This is a genomic window from Paenibacillus solanacearum (genome assembly GCF_910593845.1).
Taxonomy (GTDB): domain Bacteria; phylum Bacillota; class Bacilli; order Paenibacillales; family NBRC-103111; genus Paenibacillus_G; species Paenibacillus_G solanacearum.
Genome location: NZ_CAJVAS010000004.1, coordinates 69657 through 86631, shown reverse-complemented (window position 1 = coordinate 86631; position 16975 = coordinate 69657). Strand labels below are relative to the sequence as shown.

The window sequence follows — 16975 nt, the reverse complement described above, 5'->3', positions numbered from 1 at the left end:
GACTTCGTATGTCCGGAATTTGCGACGGACCGTGACAAGAGCAATCGAATTTGAAATCCTTATCACAATCGTTGAAGGAGAGAATGGAAAATGAGTAGATCGCTGAAAAAGATTTCTATGCTAGCTATGGTGTCCATTATGGCGTTGACGGGTTGTGCCTCCGCCAATAAGCCGGCTGCCGATCCGGGGAAATCTGATGAAACGGAATTTAAAGTATCTGCGGAGCCCGTCACTTTAAAGTTTTATGTGAATGTAACGAGACTCTCGCCTGTTGAGTACAATATGTTCTTTGTGGAACCTCTTAAAAAGAAATACCCGCACATTACGCTGGAAAAACTGGAAGGGAATTTGGAAAAGCTGGTTTTGGGCGGAGAAATGCCCGATCTCATTTTTTCGGATAATGACTGGCATATGCCGCTGAGGATCCTGGATCTTCCAGCGGACTTAACCGAGTTAGTCGCAAAATCCAAGCTTGACCTGAACAAGTTTGTTCCAGAAACGGTTCAAGCCATTCGGAATCTAGATCCGAATGGGAAAGAGCTGCAGGGCATTCCGGTGACCCGAAATGCAGGTGCGTTATTCTACAATAAAGATATTTTCGATAAGTTCGGCGTTGCTTACCCGAAAGACGACATGCTCTGGAGCGATGTGCTGGAATTGTCCCGCAAATTGACAAGAATGGCGGACGGAGTACAATATATCGGCTGGGATCCGCGCTTCCCCGACCATATTATTAGCCCGTATACGCAGCCGTTCGTCGATCCGAAGACGAATAAAGCGCTTGTCGATATTCCGCTGTACAGGAAAATTCTCGAGCTGTTCCAGGCGCATTACGACATTCCCGGCATCGTTTCAGGGAAATCGTACGCATATGCTGAAGATGTGTTCATTAAGGATAAAAGATTGGCCATGCAGGCGGATTGGGTTTTGAAAATACTCAGTCAACTTCTCGAAGCTGAGGAAAAAGGCGGCGCTCCGAGCTGGGATTTGGTAACGAACCCGACCTTCGAAGATAAAAAAGGGAAGGGACGGCATGCGCTGTCGGATATGCTGGTCATTACGAAAAGAAGCGAGCATAAGGAGCAAGCGATGCAAGTGATCCAGATGATTACCTCCCAAGAGTCGCAAATGCTGATGAGTAAGTTTTTTCGGATTCCCGTCCTGAATGACCCGGAAATCGTAAAAGCATTCGGTACGGAGAGTCCTTTGCTGAAAGACAAAAATTTAGCGGCCATTACCAAATACGCGCCTACGCCGACGCCGACACCCAATATATATGACAAGGAAGTACAAAATCTGATCCGTAACATGCGGGCCCAGATGGCGCTCAACAAAAAGGACATTAACACGGTACTCCGAGAAACGCAGGAAGCGGCGGACAAGAAGATTGCGGAACTGATGAAGCAGTAGGGACTTTCTCCCTCGGCGTGTGTGAAGGTTTTTGAGGCGAGGAATTCCTTGATTTTTTTTCTAACAGGACCTTTTAAATCCATAATGGTTCATGTAAAATACAATTAAATTAACAATAATCAATGGTTTTTTTAGTCGATTCCGGCAGCATTTATGTGGCGGGACAGACGATTGCCGAAAAGCGGTTTTTAGGTGGAGTCTGTCCATTCCCTTTTGTATGTCAATTAGTTTATAAATTTATAAATATTAACGAGTAAATATAAAGTATTGTGATTTATAATGTCGGTGATGACATATGAAATAGGAGGGAGTCGAACGTTGAGACACAGATGGCTGCGATTTGCTTTGCCTCTTTTCGTTATCGTTGTTATCGTATGGTGTTTTAGCATCTACAACGGCAGCCGGAATGCCGTGCAGGTACAAAGCAATGAAAATGAAAGAAGCCCTGCATATTTGATGGCATACTTTCGTTCGGGGCTGAATCAAACGCAAATGGACTTGACGCTGCATTACGCTTTCAGCCGCGACGGACTTCATTGGTACGAACTGAACGACAATAAAGCGGTCTGGAAAACTCCCGTCGGGGCTGGCGTTATTCGCGATCCTTTCATTAGTAAAGGGCCTGACGGTACGTATCATTTGGTGTATACGATGAATTCGGCTGCGGGAACCGCGCCGGAGCAGCGGGGCAAACAGTTCGGATACGCCAGATCGAAAGATTTGATAACGTTTACAAACCCTAAAGCATTGGCTGTCATGGAGAGCTTCCCCAATTCGACTAATGTATGGGCGCCGGAATGGAATTGGGACGCTGCTGGTAACCGGTATATGATTCACTGGTCCTCCACCCTCGGGTCCGACAAAGCGGATAATAACCGGATATACAAGTCTTACACCACAGATTGGGAAACGTTTACACCGGCTGAACTGTTATTCGATCCAGGCTATAGTGTCATCGACTCGCACATCAGCTTTTATAACGAGAAATACTACTTGTTCTTTAAGGACGAGAAAGAGCGCCCGATGCGAAACCGGCTTGCCATATCGAATCAGCTTGATCGCGGGTATGGCGATATTAGCCTGCACAATACTCCCTATGGGACAGAGGCGACAGAAACATTGCAAATGGCAGGGCAGCAAAAATGGTATCTCTATTACGATTATTGGGCCGGCGGCAAATACGGCATGAAAGAATCGAGCGATCTGGTTCGCTGGTCGCCGGAGCTGCCGAAGGATTCATTCCGTATTCCTTATCAAGCCCGGCACGCCACTTTTTTTCCTATTTCTGAAGAGGAATTAATGCAATTAATGCGGCGTTTTTCCATGGTGGCCCGTTATCCTATTGCTATGGGCGAAGCCGAACCGCTGCAATTCGACGGAAAGCAGGACGGGATTCCTTTTTCGGCCCAAAACACGTTAATAGGCTCTATGCGCGATCCGTTCGCACTCCGAACGGTATCTCTGCGAATCAACCCGAAGGGAACACGAAAAACACAATTATTATACGACGAAGGGGGGGTGAACAGTGGTCTTGCCATCAAGCTGGAGGATGGACAGGTAAAAGCGGTTGTGACGGAAGGAGGCGTGCGGGCGACTGTATCTGCCGAGCTGAAGAAAGCCGGCTCATGGCGCCATGTGACAGTTGTTTTTGCTGAGGGAAATTTCAGGCTGTATATCGATGGAAGATTAGTAAATCAAACGACAGCAAGCTTTAAGAAGGTTGGTGCTCATGAGGGTCTTGGAGGTTTGGGGCAACGTTTCTCCGAAGATGCATTCGGGGACCAAGGAGATGGAGCACATTTTGAAGGTTTGATGGACGAAATTGCCATTTACAATACACCGCTGCAGGGTGCGGATGTGCGTTACTTTTTCCATCATTCGGATAAATAACTTGAGTATTCAAACAAAAAGGGGAAGGTGTACAAAATGAAAAAGAAATGGTTGGCCGTTCTATGTTCCGCGCTTATGGTGGTATCGGCGGGATGCACTTCTTCCGGAAAGAAAGCGGGAGACGCGCCGGGGGATAAACCGAAGGAAGCTTTTGTTATCAAGGACCCGGTAACCTTGAGCGTATTAATCGAAATACCGGGAATGACCGACGATGAATGGAAGAAGTATTTTACGGAAACGGTGCAAAAGAAGTATCCCCAAATTTCGTTCGAAATTTTGAGGCCTGGACCGGGTCAAACGTTGAACGACCTGATAGCCGCAGGCAATATCCCCGATTTGATATACGGAGGGCCGCCGCAAAGTGATAGGGTCGATAAGCAAATTCCGCTCGATCTGAGGGAGCACTTCAAGAAGCACGATATCGACATCTCGAAAATAAATCCGAACATTATGGATTCGATCAAGCAGCTTGGCGACAAGGGTGAGATTTACGGGCTTCCGTTTACACAGAACGCTTTCGCCCTTTGGTACAACAAAGGTATCTTCGATAAATTCGGCGTTCCGTATCCGACGGACGGAATGACCTGGGATCAAGCGACCGAATTGGCTAGGAAAGTTTCCCGAGTGGAAGACGGAGTCAACTATCTCGGACTCTATGTCACGCATGGTGGAATAACGACATTTGCATCACCGCTTTCGATCCCAATGGTAGACAAGAACACGCAGCAGGCTCTCGTTCCGGACGTTTGGAAATCGGTTTTCGATAGAGCGATGAAGATCTACGATATTCCCAACAACAAACCGAAAGTCGTGGGACTCGATACGATCAATGCCTTTATTAAGGACCAGAATATTGCCATGGCTGCCTATTATTCCATCGGCATGTTCAGTTTCCTGCCGCAAGCGAAAGGATTGGACTGGGATGTCGTTCAGCTTCCATCTCATCCGGAAGCGCCGAATAAGTATCTTCAGGCTGACTATCATCAATTCCTTGTCAGCAGAACGAGTAAGAACATCGATGCCGCGGTTGAGGTGCTCAAGATTGCACTATCCGAAGAGGTTCAGACGCTCGCCACGCGCAACGGGAAGCTGACGGTGTTGAAAAACACCCAGATTATGGATCAGTTTGCCGCCGATCAGGAATTCGCCAAAGGGAAAAATATTAAAGGCATTTTCAAAAGCGAGCCAACTACGCTGATCCCGCAATCGAAGTATAACGGTTCGGTGGACGCAGCCATCCGGAAAGCTTTCGTTTCCGTATTTGAGGGGAAAACGGATATCAACACCGCTTTAAGAACAGCGAAGGAAGAGGCGGACAAAAATATCGCTAATATGAAGCTGGGAGAAAAATAGGACCCATAAACGGATACATCTGTTCAGTCGACTGATGGAAGGGCTTATGATAAAATGAATTTAAACGTAAAATGATGAACTAAATTGCCCGCACTGAGAGGATCTGAACAGATGTCACGTGTATTGTCTATCACGGTCGATGAATTGCTGGAAATCGCGAAAGCGCTATCTTCTGAAATCAGGATCGACATATTCAAGGAAATACAGAAAAGAAAAGTCAATGTCAACGAAATTGCCGAAATGTTCAATTTGCCGCCGTCTACCGCTACCGTGAATATCAAAAAGCTGGAGGATGCCAAATTGATCCGGACGGAATTGGTTCCCGGCCTCCGAGGGGCGCAAAAACTATGCTCCGCTCATTACGATCGGCTGGTCATACACCTTGGCGCCATTCCGGAGGCGGGGGATACGAATTATTGCCATATCAGCATGCCGATCGGCCACTATGTCGATTGCGGCATTCGCCCGACCTGCGGGTTAGCCTCGGAAACCGGCATTATCGGCTTCTTCGACGATCCGCGCAGTTTTTATGAACCGGACAAGGTGAATGCTCAACTGCTCTGGTTCAGGCAAGGTTATGTCGAATACATGTTTCCGAACCGGCTTCCGTATGACTGCGGGCTGACTGGAATTGAGCTGTCTATGGAACTATGCTCCGAGGCCCCGCTGAACAATCCGAACTGGCCGTCGGATATTACGGTATGGATCAACGGGATGGAGATCGGGACGTGGATGAGTCCGGGGGATTTCGGCGGGGAGCGGGGGCACCTGACTCCAGCCTGGTGGGAGACGCAGGACTCGCAATTCGGGATGCTGAAGAAATGGAAAGTAACCGAGGAAGGCTCCTTCATCGACGGCACAAGCGTATCGAATTTGAAGGTAAACGAATTGGGAATTGAAGGCAGCCACTCCTTCAAGGTAAGGGTCGGCATTAAGCCCAACGCCGCGAATCAAGGTGGTATCAATTTGTTCGGCCACAAGTTCGGAAACTACGACCAGGACATATTGCTGCGAATGGACTACAAGCCAAGAAGTTCATAATGTTATTGCGGGGCTTGCCGGCCAAGCCCCTTTGCCAACCGCGCTTATGAATCCGTTTACAGCATGCATGAATCGAGTTTTTGGGAGAAGAAAGGAGTGGACCAAATGACGGTGGCCCTGCATGGGACATATGAGAATCCGTTCGTATTGGATCAGGAATGGGAGGATTACGGGATTGGCGATCCATTCATTCTCCGTTACGACGGCAAATATTATCTTTATTGCAGCACAAAGGATCGAAGAATCGGGATTAAAGCTTGGAGCTCCGACGATTTGGTGAAATGGTACTACGAAGGTCTGGTTACCGAGGAGCCTGTCAGTGCAAGCGCCTACGCGCCGGAGGTGGTTTATTGGAACGGGTCGTTCTATATGTACACGTCTCCGGCGGGCAAAGGCCATTACGTCTTGCAAAGCGACAAGCCGACGGGACCGTTCGCGGTGAAGACGGACAATCTGGGCCTGACGATCGACGGCTCCGTCTTTATCGATGACGACGAGAAATGGTATTTTACACACGCCAAATTCGGGGGCATTATGGCAAGTCCGATGACCGATCCGTTCACGATTGGAGAGGGCAAGCAGTTGAACGCAACACTGGGGCATTGGACGGAAGGGTCCATGATCATCAAGCGAAACGGACGCTTTTTTCTGACCTACACGGGCAATCATGTGTTCAGTAAGGGCTATCGGGTCAATTACGGGGTGAACCGCGATTCGCCGACAGGTACATATACCATACCAGAGAACAACCCGATTCTGATCTCCACCGCGGACGATTTCAATGGTCTTGGCCACAGCGCGACGGTCATGGGACCGGATCTGGATTCGTATTACATCGTTTACCATAACTTGATCGGGCGTTCTGCGGAAGGGCCGCCTGTCCGAAGGATGAATCTGGATCGTCTTGCATTCAACGGAGACAAGATGTCTGTTCTCGGCCCGACGCATGGGACACCGCAGGAAGCGCCCGGACTGCCGGACTTCCAAGATACGCCGGGCGTGGAGCCGAGCGATGACAACTGGGAGCGAACCGTCCGAGCCGATGGCGAAGCGCGGCTTAGCCGAATAAGCACGGGCAGCCGCTACACGGCGGAGTACAACTTCCGATGGGGCGGTATGCTAACCGACAGTTCGTCTTCTTCGCTGGATGCCGTATTTGCTTATGCAGATTCCGACAACTACCGTGCTGTCCGCGTGGATGAGGCAATGATGACCCTTCTGCTGATCGATTGCTTGAAAGGCGTCGAAACGGTGATGGCCGAGAAGCCACTCCCGGAGGGCACCGATCTGACGAAGCTTCATACAATTCGCATCGAGTCGGATAGCGCCGGCACGACGCTCTTCTGGGATGGTCTGCTTAAGACCCGGCAAGCGGCACTGACTGCCAGACCGGGACGCATCGGCTATGCGTGGCCGCAGGGGACACAGCCGATCCTGCACTACACCGCCTTCTCGAATGAGGCAGGAGGCAGCAGTGACCGGAACGCGATCCAACCGCTGCCCGGTACGATGGAGGGCGTTCACGGCGTTCCAGAAGGGGAGGCGGACATTCGTTCAGGCATAACGCCCGACGGCAGCGATGCCATCGTTCTGGCGAATAAGGGTGACGGTCTGACTTACCCGCTGAACGTTCGTCAAGACGGCACTTACTTGCTGTCGCTTAACGTCGCCACTACATCTATAGGATCTCTGCTTACGATCGAAACCGATGGAGCGACGAAGGAAATCAAGCTGGATGCTTCGTTATTCGCCGACCAAGCGGAATGGACCAAAGTACCGCTCGGCATGTTCGAGATGAAGAAAGGCCCGCAGCGGCTGTCATTACGGCTTTTGCAAGGCGAGATCGCCCTGCGGTATGTGGAAGCGAGTGTGGCGGCTCCTGTGCCGGAGTCGTCGGTCATCGAGCCGTCGGCCGTCGGCACGGTCCATCGGTTCGGCGGCGATACCGGTTGGGCGGATTATACCGTAAGCTTTGATGTGACGCTTCATGAAGCGGCGAAGGATGAGATCGGGGTGCTGCTGCGGACGTCGAATGAATCTAATTTCCGGCATCAGGTTAAGGACGCATTTATGGGCTACGCCCTTGCGTTCGAGGGCGGAAAAATAATTCTGACGAGAGTAAGCTACGAGCATTCGGCAGAAAAGGCTTCCGCTCTTCTAGCCTTTGCACCCGGCCAGACCCGCCGGGTAACCGTGAAGCTGAAGGGCGCTTCGATTGCGGTTTTCGAAGGCGGCAGCAGCGAGCCCATCCTTAGGTGGACCGACCCGAATGCGTTTCTGCTTGGCCGGGTCGGTCTGCGGGGCGAATCCGCGGATTGGACCGTCTCGCCGCTGACGGTTACGGCAATGAAGCAAAGCTGAGACGAAGCGATGGAAGGATCCAAAAAGCCCTTGTTATACCAGGGCTTTTTGTCTTGGGAAGCCTAAGTTTGCCACATTCATTCGGAAGCATATGCATGTCCAATCGGCAAACTTATGAGGTTATGTGATCGCGATATAAACGTTTAAATTATATCTATATCCCGGAGCCAAATGCTGGTACAATGGCATGAGGAGACGAAAGCTGCGAGCGCTTTGGAAAGCGCATACATGAAGCCGCCTCGTCCGAAGTTCGACGAATTCAAGAGAGGAGGCTGCGATGGATGTTACGCCGATTTCAGTCAACGATGCGCAAGACGAGATAAAACTGACGCCACGTGATGGGAGATATTCGGATGTATAAAATGAAAGTGCTTGTTCCGCTTGCTCTATTGTTTACCGTACTGATTACTTCCTGCTCGGAGAAGCCCGCCGAAGAGAGCGGATGGCGCAGTGCGCTGTACCCGAAAGACTGGAAGCCCGGGTTCAAGGATGCAGAAGGACGGTTTCTGCACGACTTCTCTTACGCTGGCTATCATATGGGCGAGAAGCCGATTCCTTCCAATCCGCCGGGCAAAACGTACAATGCGGTAACCTTCGGTGCGGATCCGACGGGAAAGAGCGATTCCACCGCTGCGATCCAGAAGGCGATTGACCAGGCGGGGGCTGCTGGAGGCGGTGTTGTGCTGCTGCCGGCAGGCACCTACGGCATCCGACCGGACAAAGGACGGGAGTGCGCCCTGTGCATCCGGCACAGCGGCGTCGTGCTGCGCGGCGAAGGCACGCAAGCGACCTTCCTCCGCAACGACGAAACATCCATGCGGAACAAGCGGGTCATTCTGGTGTATCCGGCCGCAGGAGGCGATTGGCACAAGCCCGCCGGCCGCAAAATACCGCTGTCGCAAGATGTAATGGAGCCGACCTGGACCATACCGGTCAGCTCCGTCGACGGGCTGAAGAAGGGCGAGTACGTCGTTATTCAATCGGAGGCGACCGGCGCGTTCATTGCGGAGCACGGCATGACGGGCAAATGGAACGATAGCTTGAAGGGGCCGACGTTTTACAGGCAAATTACGGCGGTCGATGCCAAGGCCGGGACGATTACCGTCGACATTCCGACACGCTATCCGCTGAAGCTTCGCGATCACGCTTCCGTGTACAAGGTGGCTCCTTCCATTGAAGAGGTCGGCATCGAACGTTTGTCGATCGGCATGCGGCAAAATCCGAAGGATGGCTGGGGCGATCTCGACTTTGACAAGGCGGGCACCGGCGCTTACGAGGTGCACGGCTCGAAAATGATCCAGTTCCGCCATGCGCTCAACGCGTGGATGAACGAGGTTGCGACGTATCGGCCGCAGGAAAATAATGACGACATTCACACGTTATCCGATGCCGTTGAATTGTATAAATCCCGTTCGATCACCATTCGCAACAGCACGGTGCAAAATCCGCAGTACAAAGGCGAGGGCGGCAACGGCTACGGGTTCATTATGGCCGGCAGCGACAACCTGGTGATCGGCAGCAAGTCGGTTCATTCGCGGCACGGCTTCGACTTCAAAAGCATGTGGACCAGCGGCAACGTGCTGTATCGCAGCTCGTCGCAAGACCCGCGGCTGGCCAGCGACTTTCATATGCATCTGAGCATGGCGAACCTGTTCGACAACATGACGGCGGACGGCGATCTGTTCGAGGCGAAGTACCGTCCGTACGGCACGACGCTGCACGGGCAAACGACAACCCAATCGGTGTTCTGGAACACTGCCGGACTCAAATATATGAAAGGCAAATCCTTTGTCGTCGAATCGAAGCAATTCGGCAATGGCTATGTGATCGGCACAAAAGGCCCGGCTTCCGGTGTGCAAACGAAAGTGCCGGCGGGCGACAATTCATCGCCCGAAGATTTCGTCGAAGGGGTAGGGCAAGGAGATACGCTGGTGCCGCAGTCGTTATATGCGGATCAGCTGGCCAAACGCGGATTTAAGCTGAAAGAATAGGGACAGAGGAACGAGCCGGCCCGCGATGCACTACGCCGCAAGCTCAAGCTAGAGGAATCCGGCTGCCCCGAGGATTTGCTGCAAGCAGGGGAATACACGCTACCCAGCGGAATTCCCCTGCTTCTTGTTTGCGATGAACAGCTGGATGTTCTACTCAACTTGCAACCCCCGCAACAGGAAATGGAAAGGTTATGGAAGCGGTTTCGCATGGCGTATGATACAATAAAAACACAATACATCTTGGTTGTGATTTCGTTGAATCCATGGCGGAAAGGACTTGGAATCATGCCTCGTAAAAAGAAAGTGACGTTGTCGCTTCTGGCGGAGCAGCTCGGATTAAGCGTCTATACGGTGTCCAAGGCGCTGCGAGGATTGCCGGGCATGTCGGAGGATACGCGCAAGGAGGTGCTCCAGCTTGCGCATCAGCTGGGCTATTTGACCAAAGACCAGGAGAATAGTCTGATCTATGAAGGTATCCCGCGGCTTTCGGTCAAACAGCGGCGGTTTCTCGTCATTACGTCTTCGAATATTGCACGCAGTCCCTCCATTCAAATGCTGTTTGAAGGAATTAAAGAGCGCATGCTGGAAATGGGGCACAAGGTCGAGCTTGTATTTATGCCGGATTCGCTGACCGCGTCGAGCTTCCCTGGCTGGATGGAGCAGGAAGGGCTGCCGTATGCGGACGGCCTGTTCATTACCGCGCTCATTCGCCGGCCGCTGGAGGCGCTGCTGCTCGAGCTGAAAATGCCGAAGATCTTGCTCAACTTTCCGCCAGTCGGAGCGAAAGTTGACAGCGTGATCTGGGACGTGCACGATGCAACGTGGCAGTCGGTGCAGTATTTGGCCCGGAACGGGCACCGGAGCCTGCTTTATTTCGGAGACGTGAACACGACCCGCGGATACAAGCAGCGCTGGCTGGCGTTTGTGGAAGCGATGAAGCAGGAGGGCTTGCCGTTCTGCGAAGAGGATCACCTGATTCATATGCCGGATAACCGCGTCGAATGGATCCGTGCGTTCAAGCGGCACATGGAGCAGGTGAAGCCGACAGCGCTGCTGTGCGCGACGGAGATGAGTCTGGCCTGGATCTACTATGCGCTCAGCGAGACGGGGTACCGGGTCCCCGAGGACGTATCGATGATTCGGCTCGACCATGTCCATAACAGCTTTATCCCGGGCATTACGCATCCGGTGCTGCCGATGAAGGAGACCGGGTACCGTGCGGCGGACCGGATGCTGTGGCGCCTCGCCAACGCGCACCTCCCTTATGAGCATATCCGCTTGCAGGGGCCTTTCTTCGAAGGCGATACGGTAAAGAAGCTAATCTAACGAAGCGATACAGCGTAGGGGCGCTTTCGTGCCAACCGGCCGACGGCGTCTTTTCCTGCGGAATTGGCTGGCAAGTCATGATCTGAACGGGACTGGAGCGGCGGAGGCGGCAATGAGGCGCGGTACGAGAAAGCGCGAGGAACGGCCAAGAGCCGATCGCTTACGGCCCCATGACAGGTTCGGCAATCAGCTCGGTGCGGTGAACCCGGATTTGTTTCGTTTCCGTAAAAACAAATTCAACGAGTGCCACTGCGTTCCGCGAGGTACCGTCGATTACGGTGCACATGGCGATCATGGCTGTCAGCGAGGACCTCTCGGGATGATGGATCACTTTTTTGAGCGAAGCGTCTTTTACGTAAAGAGCGGACTGGCTGCCGTTCATGGCCGCTTTTTTGGCATGAGGGAGCAATTTGGACAGCAGCAGCTCTCTGATCGTATATTGCATGGCGACATAAACGACGCTTGTGAGCAGCAAAAAAGCGGCAATATTCGTAAACGTCATCGGCCGTCTCCTTTCCTTGTCATCCCTCATTATGTACAGATGGCAACCTTTTAAACGTGTTGGAACCGCCGGTTCGGAAAGATATGGGAATCATTTCCTGAGACCGATTGCCATCTTGCTGAAACTTTTCTTGCTGCGGTATCGTCTCCTTGATAGAGAAACAAATTCTGCTAACGAGGTGTTCGCTATGAAGAAATGGATCGTTATCCCCAGCTCGATGATTGCCGCAGTTCTGTTTTGCGGAGCCGTCTATTCGGCTAACCCGGTCAAGCTCATTGTCAACGGCACGCCGGTCGCGGCCGAAGTACCGCCCCAAATCGTCGAGGGCAGCACGATGGTGCCGATCCGCGCCGTAGCCGAAGCGATGGGAGCAGACGTGAAGTGGAATGAGAAGGAGCAGGAGGTGACGGTGGATTATGCGGACCGGTCGTCGCTTGAGCAGCAAGTCAATTTGCTGCGAAGCGCGATTGTGCCGACTTCCGCCGGGCAAGCGGTCAATGGATGGGCGGAAGCGGTAAAAGGCCGGAACGGCGCCGTGCAGTATGCGCTGCTGTCTTCGGAGCTCCAAAGACAAACCCGCGCCTCGTACGAGGAACTGCACTGGGTAACCGGTTTGTCCAGCCCGTGGGTCGACAGCTTCGAGGTCACCGGCGGTCTTCAGGAGGGGAACACGAGCGCAAGCTATGATGTCGTATTTCACCTGAAAACGTCGACGGGCAGTGCAGGAGAGGGCACAGTAAAAGTGACGCTGGAGGCGAAGGATGGCAAATGGTTCGTTACCGGTCTGCAGCCCGGCAGCGGCGCCGATCCATTGGATGGCATCGTTGTTTTACCGTAAGCAGCGCGTAGATGCGCTTGCCGCAGCCTATCGCTCCCGCTAAAACCGATTATTCCGTTGGGTGTACTGAAAGATCGATGCAGGGGAACTTGCAATCGATCTTTTTTTGCACTTGTTTGTTCATGGTATAATGTGAGAGGAGTACATGTGGAGCGATGAAGCTGTGGCAAGGGGAGGCTGCCGATGAGTAGCAAAACATTAATTGAAGCGCCCAAGCTTCCGAAAACATTGGCTGATATTACGCAGCCTGCTTACCAGCTGCAGCCGGAAGACGAGATCGGCGCGGGCATTATAAGCGACTGCGCCTTGGACAACCAGCGGGCTGACAACGTTTCGTTCCATAAAATCGTCTTTCGGAACGTAACCTTTGCGGATACGACGCTGACCGATGCGGAGCTGATCGACGTTCGGTTTGAGCGATGCGATTTGTCCAACGCCGTGCTCCAGGATGCGATCATCCATCGTGCGGCGTTTTACGATTGCAAAATGCTCGGGATTGATTTCACGGGGGCCACCTTGCGGAATGTCGGGTTTTACGACTGCATCGCCGATTACGCGACATTTCGCTTCGCTAACGCCAAGCAAACGATGTTTCGGGAGTGCTCGCTGTACCGCGCGGATTTTTATAATGCGGCGGTTCAAAAGATGTATTTCAGCCGGTCCCGCATCGATCGGGCGCAGCTGACCGGCGTTAAGCTGGAAGGAGTCGACTTGAGCGACTGCGAATTCGACGCCTTGGGTGCGGCGCTGGCCGACTTGCAGGGATGCGTCATCTCCCGCGAGCAGGCATTCGTGTTTGCCAAGCAATTCGGACTTGTCATTAAAGAGTAGCCGGTTATAGAGAATAAGACGGGACGGGGAGCGCTTATGTATCAATATGTGGATCAAACGTATGAGCATGTCGATTTGACGCACAAAGATTTAAGGTTCGGGGAGCTGATGCGCTGCACCTTTCAACGCTGCCGGTTTAACGGCGCTTCGATGGAGGAGATTACGACGACCGGCTGCCGGTTCGTGGAATGCGATTTTCGCGGTGCTCAGCTGAATGCTTCGATACATACGGAATCCGCGTTTACGAACTGCACGTTCCATGAAACGAACTTGTTTGTGTCCAAATTCGTGGAGTGCAAGATGACCGGCTCGGATTTCTCCAAAGCGCAGCTGGATGGAGTGACGATCCAGCAAGGGGATTGGTCTTATACGAACTTGCGGCATGTCCAGCTGTCCAAGCAGCAGCTGCGAGGCATCCGGTTCACGGAAGCGGATCTGTCCGGCGCCAATCTGGAAAAAGCCGATTTGCGCAATGCGGATCTTACCCGGGTCCAATTATCTAAGGCGAAGCTGCAGGGAGCCGACTTGCGCGGGGCCGTAATGGACGGGATCGATTTCCGTTCACTGGACGTGAAGGGAGTACGGATGGACGCGGTTCAAGCAATTGTATTTCTGCGTTCGTTCGGGGCCAGGATCGATTAACTTTCCGAGCATCAAGTCGTGAAGCGGTATATGCTACAAACAATTTACAAAAAAAGTAAAAGCGGAACGCATCAATGCGTTCCACTTTTGTTTCCAGAGGCTGTGATTAGCATCGCTGGGATTCCATTATTCATTTAATGATGTTGATTATGTTCGACAATTAATGATGCGCGCATTAATTCTCTCATCACATCGGATCGGAGTTGTTGATTTAAGTATAAACCTTTGACAAATAATTCACCTTTTTGAGTAGAAGCGTACCTCGGCGGAATTCGATTAAGAACGAGCGCCCAAATATCTTCTTTGCATTGATTGCATACGCATGCCAATTTATATTGCTTCTCAAACTCCTCATATATTTCAAGAACAATCGTTTCCATTGCATTGTGCAAACCCATTGATCTGACTCCTGTTCTACAATCAGTATGAAGTTATTATACAATAATTTTGTGCTGCTGCCACAACTCTCTTTTTTGCTAACCAAAGGATAATTCCATTACTTATAAAGTTAGGATGGATTGCAGGAGAAAGTCGTATGATGTAGAATAATGGAATGTGCTGACCAAGCTGTTTAATCGAATGAAATATACATAATCGAAACGTCAATATGCCAATAGATCATAGGCAGTTAGGCTTAAAAGGGGTCGAAATATGCAATTTATTCCCAAGGAAATATCACCCGAAAGAGCATTGTTTTGGGGCGATAATTTATTAATTATGGAACAGTTATTAAACGATGGTTATAAAGGGAAGTTTGATTTAATCTATTTCGACGGCCCCTTTAATTCCGGAAGAATATTTTCGATGCCCAGCGACAAACTCAAAACCAATTTAATAAATGCTTGGGATGAGTTTAGGGGGATGCACCACTTTTTAGACTCGGAACTGTTCCAACAAGATTATGTAAAGAGAATAAGGTTAGCTAAGGAATTGCTTAGTGAAACGGGTCTATTCGTCTTTCAAATCTATCAAAAAGAAGGACACTATTTAAAAGTGATGTTAGATCAGGTCTTTGGTAAAGATCATTTTCTTGCAGAGATCATTTGGAAGATCAATGATCAACCACTTCCCTATAACTCACAGTTTGGTCTTTCGCATGAATGTTTGTTTGTGTATAGCCGGACACCCCATTATCTTAAAAAAGATGAAATGTTTCTATCATCGGTATGGGATGATGTGGGGATTTATCAAACGCTAGGCGACGAGGATACGTTGTATCCTTCGCAAAAACCGGAAAAACTGATGGAAAGAATTATTGAAATGACGACTGAAGAAAATGCATTGGTCGGAGATTTTTATTGTGGAAGCGGTTCCTTTGTTGCTGTCGCGGAGAAGTTGAATCGCAGGTGGATGGCAAGTGATAGTAGTCAGCATGCCATTCATGTCACCCAAAATAGATTAGCTAAACTTGGAACTACTATTAATGTACATAATCTGGTAGAATGTTTTGATAAATCTTTGGTACAAGGCGATCATTATTCAAAGCATACCCATATTCCATTTTCTCTTTTTGAACTCGAGGGCTTAGTCGAGGAAATGGGGGATCAAGTAAAAATCGTAAACGCTATTCTTTTCTCAAATGACATTGATTTATTACCTGACAACCGCATTATTTTTAATAATATAATGCCGCTCATTAATGAAGATGGAATTAGTGAAAGCGAATTGAAGCTTGTTCGTCGCCCTAAACCGGTCGCGGGTCGTAATGGCGTTGAATTGGAAATATACTCTCCGCATGAATGGATTCTGTATAACATTCAGCATATCGAGCTTGATCACAAAAAATATAGTTTTGATTGGCCGCTTTTGCAAGAAAGAGTTCAAAAAACGAACTCACTCATAGGAGATCAATGGATATCCGATGTGGAGCAGCATCATGGTTATTTGATTATAAAGGATGTCTTTGGACATTATTACACCACAACATGTACATCAATACTCTAAACATAAAGGATAGTGGGAAAATGGCGATAGCTTATATCACACGAAAAATAAGTTTTTCGGCGGCTCATTCCTATCGGATCCAGGGATGGAGTGAAGAGGAAAACGATCGGATATTTGGGCTATGCAGCAATCGAAATGGTCATGGACATGATTATGTTTTAGAACTAACGATTCGGGGAGAAATCGACCAGAAATCGGGCGTCGTCATAAATGTAATTGAAATTGATAAAACGATTAAACAAATTATCGACGAAATTGACGGCAAATTTTTAAACAAAGAACATCCATTTTTCATAGATCGTATACCAACCACAGAAAATTTAACTGCCTTTCTTTGGGATCGCTTATGTAATCGTTTTGTGGATGTCGAATTGTTCCGGATTCGAGTGGTAGAAAATCATTATTTGCAGTCAGAAAAGGGGATAGATTCCATGGTGTTCTTAACGAGGCAATACCATTTTTGTGCAGCGCATCGTTTACATAGCGATCACCTATCGGAAGAGGAGAACAAAGCGTTGTTTGGAAAATGCAATAATCCGCATGGTCATGGTCATAATTACTACCTCGATATTACGGTAGCCGGTGAACCGGATCCCATTACGGGGATGATTATGAATTTAACTGATCTGGATTCAGTTGTTAATAAAACAGTATTAGATAAATTTGATCATAAGCATTTGAATTTGGATACGGAACAATTTAAAGAATTAAATCCAACGGGAGAAGTCATGGCGGCTGTAATCTTTGATATGCTTAAGACAGATCTTCCAAAACTATATAAAGTAGGGTTATGGGAAACGAAGAAAAATTATTTCGAGTATTTCGCATAGATATGTCAGCCAAAGG

The 16975-nt window shown here is 50.0% G+C and carries 14 protein-coding genes; 12 read left to right on the top strand and 2 right to left on the bottom strand.

Translation table 11 applies throughout. The features are described from left to right. The first annotated feature begins 90 nt into the window (after positions 1-90). The 7 genes from KXG62_RS06375 to KXG62_RS06345 all read left to right on the top strand — a co-directional run bounded on the left by KXG62_RS06375 (position 91) and on the right by KXG62_RS06345 (position 11372). On the top strand, positions 91-1410 hold the full coding sequence (locus tag KXG62_RS06375) for an ABC transporter substrate-binding protein (protein WP_218091104.1): 1320 nt from the start codon (positions 91-93) through the stop codon (positions 1408-1410). Between the two features lie 411 nt (positions 1411-1821). Beyond that, positions 1822-3300: a LamG-like jellyroll fold domain-containing protein gene (locus tag KXG62_RS06370; RefSeq protein WP_218091103.1), complete on the top strand. Its 1479-nt coding sequence runs from the start codon at positions 1822-1824 to the stop codon at positions 3298-3300. A gap of 36 nt (positions 3301-3336) precedes the next feature. Further along, a complete protein-coding gene (locus tag KXG62_RS06365) occupies positions 3337-4653 on the top strand; it encodes an ABC transporter substrate-binding protein (protein ID WP_218091102.1) in 1317 nt (438 codons plus the stop codon). A gap of 111 nt (positions 4654-4764) precedes the next feature. Then, complete coding sequence (locus tag KXG62_RS06360; RefSeq protein ID WP_218091101.1) at positions 4765-5694, top strand: ArsR/SmtB family transcription factor; 930 nt, start codon at positions 4765-4767, stop codon at positions 5692-5694. A gap of 105 nt (positions 5695-5799) precedes the next feature. Beyond that, complete coding sequence (locus KXG62_RS06355; protein WP_246627337.1) at positions 5800-8055, top strand: family 43 glycosylhydrolase; 2256 nt, start codon at positions 5800-5802, stop codon at positions 8053-8055. A 353-nt stretch (positions 8056-8408) separates the two neighbouring features. After that, the gene (locus KXG62_RS06350) at positions 8409-10046 is read left to right on the top strand and encodes a glycosyl hydrolase family 28-related protein (protein ID WP_218091099.1); all 1638 of its coding nucleotides are present in this window, start codon (positions 8409-8411) and stop codon (positions 10044-10046) included. Between the two features lie 285 nt (positions 10047-10331). Continuing rightward, positions 10332-11372 carry a LacI family DNA-binding transcriptional regulator gene (locus tag KXG62_RS06345; RefSeq protein ID WP_218091098.1) on the top strand — a complete coding sequence of 347 codons (1041 nt, stop codon included), beginning with the start codon at positions 10332-10334 and terminating at the stop codon, positions 11370-11372. Between the two features lie 160 nt (positions 11373-11532). Here KXG62_RS06345 and KXG62_RS06340 read toward each other — a convergent pair whose 3' ends face one another. Beyond that, a complete protein-coding gene (locus KXG62_RS06340; protein WP_218091097.1) occupies positions 11533-11874 on the bottom strand; it encodes a hypothetical protein in 342 nt (113 codons plus the stop codon). Positions 11875-12061: 187 nt separating this feature from the next. Here KXG62_RS06340 and KXG62_RS06335 point away from each other — a divergent pair, with 187 nt between their 5' ends. From KXG62_RS06335 to KXG62_RS06325, 3 genes are all read left to right on the top strand, one after another. Then, positions 12062-12712, top strand: a complete 651-nt coding sequence (locus KXG62_RS06335; RefSeq protein WP_218091096.1) for a copper amine oxidase N-terminal domain-containing protein — start codon at positions 12062-12064, stop codon at positions 12710-12712. A 183-nt stretch (positions 12713-12895) separates the two neighbouring features. Then, the gene (locus KXG62_RS06330) at positions 12896-13543 is read left to right on the top strand and encodes a pentapeptide repeat-containing protein (protein WP_218091095.1); all 648 of its coding nucleotides are present in this window, start codon (positions 12896-12898) and stop codon (positions 13541-13543) included. Positions 13544-13579: 36 nt separating this feature from the next. Further along, complete coding sequence (locus tag KXG62_RS06325) at positions 13580-14185, top strand: pentapeptide repeat-containing protein (RefSeq protein ID WP_218091094.1); 606 nt, start codon at positions 13580-13582, stop codon at positions 14183-14185. A 134-nt stretch (positions 14186-14319) separates the two neighbouring features. Here the strand turns inward: KXG62_RS06325 and KXG62_RS06320 are convergent, their stop codons facing one another. Beyond that, on the bottom strand, positions 14320-14583 hold the full coding sequence (locus tag KXG62_RS06320) for a late competence development ComFB family protein (RefSeq protein ID WP_218091093.1): 264 nt from the start codon (positions 14581-14583) through the stop codon (positions 14320-14322). Between the two features lie 253 nt (positions 14584-14836). Between KXG62_RS06320 and KXG62_RS06315 the strand changes: the two genes are divergently transcribed. Both KXG62_RS06315 and KXG62_RS06310 read left to right on the top strand, forming a co-directional pair. Further along, positions 14837-16129, top strand: a complete 1293-nt coding sequence (locus KXG62_RS06315) for a DNA-methyltransferase (RefSeq protein WP_218091092.1) — start codon at positions 14837-14839, stop codon at positions 16127-16129. 20 nt (positions 16130-16149) lie between these two features. Beyond that, positions 16150-16959: a 6-carboxytetrahydropterin synthase gene (locus KXG62_RS06310; RefSeq protein ID WP_246627318.1), complete on the top strand. Its 810-nt coding sequence runs from the start codon at positions 16150-16152 to the stop codon at positions 16957-16959. Positions 16960-16975: the final 16 nt, after the last annotated feature.